The organism is Mesobacillus sp., from assembly GCF_049588175.1.
Classification (GTDB): domain Bacteria; phylum Bacillota; class Bacilli; order Bacillales; family Cytobacillaceae; genus Mesobacillus.
On the sequence record NZ_JBAVFI010000252.1, the window covers coordinates 1 to 1,860 of the forward strand.

The following is a 1,860-nucleotide window of genomic DNA, read 5'->3' on the forward strand; positions in this document are numbered from 1 at the left end:
CATGAAAGGATACACTGTACCTGAACCGTCAATTGCGATACTGCCCTCTAGCTGACTGTCGTTTCCGTTCGTCGTTTCTGCGCTTTTTTCACCATCAGAACAAGCAGCTCCAAAAACCATAACTGAGGCAAGCATTGTGAACATACCTAATTTTTTAAGTCTCTTCATTTCCTTAATCCCCCTAATGTTATAACGTTCCTACTAGTACAAGATTACTAGACCGTTATTAACGGGGTTTAAAGCTAATGTAAATATTGTGAAAACAAATGTTAATAATTATTAAGAAACTTACTCCGTTACAGAGCCATGTCCTTAATCATCCAAACCTGTTCTTCCCACTCCTTGAACCCGCACTCTTGTAAAATTTCAAGCAGTTGTGTCTTGTCGTCAGGTGTATTGACCGTTGTCCGCTGGAAAGCTCGGTCCAATGGGAAAAATGAATGCTTCAGCAAAGTGTTGATTATATCCGCCGTATCGGATCTGTTTTCCGCCACTTCCAGCTGCAGCAGACCAATACTGGCAATTTCCCCTTCTTTGTACATCTTTTTATATAGAGAGTACCCGGCTATTTGATTATGTTCGTCCCTCAGGACGATCGCACTCGCATCATGCAGATTTTGATTTTGCCATGGTGATTGATGCTGGTAAAAATGAACCGCTGCTAATTCTTGTGGCGATACAGGATCAATCTGATAGTTTGAATTCGGAGTTTCAAAAATCTGCGCATTAAATACCTCATTGAATTGCAGGAACTTTAAACGCTTCTTTACGTTATAACCTATCTTTTTATAGAGCTCGATGGCACTTTCATTTCTAGATATTGCTTCGAGTGTTGCGTATCTTACATCGTTTTCTCTGTAAATATCGATTACAGCGTTCATTAATTTTCTTCCTACGCCCTTGCCACGCAATTCCTTTGCAACTCCGGTGCCGCCATTCCAGGCAACCATCTCACCATTGACCTTTTTAATTCCGCTCAAAACGATTCCGGCAGGTTGACCCTCATAATAAGCAACAACAGAATACTCTGGAGATAGTTCGTCAAGCCCAAAGCGCTTCGAAAACGACTCAATATCCTTCGTCTGATTGTAAAAATAACCCTCAAACCCGCGATTATAAGCTTCTACTCCATCTTTTAATGGACAATCACTTAATTTCTTTATTTCAATTTGCATGCGTTTTCCCCCAGTTTTTACAAGCAGAATTTGTTAGCTAAACAGTGAACAACAGGAATAAATCACTTCTATGTGTGATTTTAAACTTAATTAATAGCATTCATATTATTTAATTAAGCATTCCACTGTTTCGGACGTTAATTTTTCAATAAGATTAACAAAAAGCTCAACCGTATTTTCAAAATCATCGCTATGAATGATGGATGCATGGCTGTGGATATACCTTGTCGGTATGGTAAATGCCAGCGAAGGTACGCCATTTCCATGAAGGTGAGTATTACCGGCATCCGTTCCCCCTTTATAAGTACCGAGTAAAGAAGCTTATTGTTGATGTAAATAAACCGACTGTATGGTTTATTATATTTTCACTTTTTATAAAATTGCAATATATTAGAAAATATTTCATTCGACAAAAAAGCAATAGTCTTTTATAGTAAGGGGTTCTCTTAAGGAGTACAAAAAGTTAATAAACATCGTAAATCACATATAAATTTGCAAGTGAAAAAGCACAGAAATTTGCAGTGCTTTTAACATTATTATGTATATCAAATTTGTTCCCAATTTTTTATGCTTATTCAGTAATCCCATCCGATTGTTAAATCGTAATACTTATTTGGCGAAGTATTATCTTATCTTAGGCTCTTGAAAAAGTTTCCTCTGTTTCATATAATCAACAGCCTTTGTT

The 1,860-nt window shown here is 37.2% G+C and carries 1 protein-coding gene and 1 pseudogene; both read right to left on the bottom strand.

Going from position 1 to position 1,860, the window contains the following annotated elements; genetic code table 11:
* Nucleotides 1-296: 296 nt before the first annotated feature.
* Nucleotides 297-1,175, bottom strand: a complete 879-nt coding sequence (locus tag WB217_RS06210) for a GNAT family N-acetyltransferase (protein WP_423991674.1) — start codon at nucleotides 1,173-1,175, stop codon at nucleotides 297-299.
* Between the two features lie 105 nt (nucleotides 1,176-1,280).
* Nucleotides 1,281-1,466, bottom strand: a pseudogene (locus tag WB217_RS06215) (peptidase M28); the annotation flags it as partial.
* Between the last annotated feature and the right edge of the window lie 394 nt (nucleotides 1,467-1,860).

Coding starts and splice junctions, on each gene's coding strand:
- WB217_RS06210 (WP_423991674.1), bottom strand. CDS start 1,175: ATGCAAATTGAAATAAAGAAATTAAGTGATTGTCCATTAAAAGATGGA.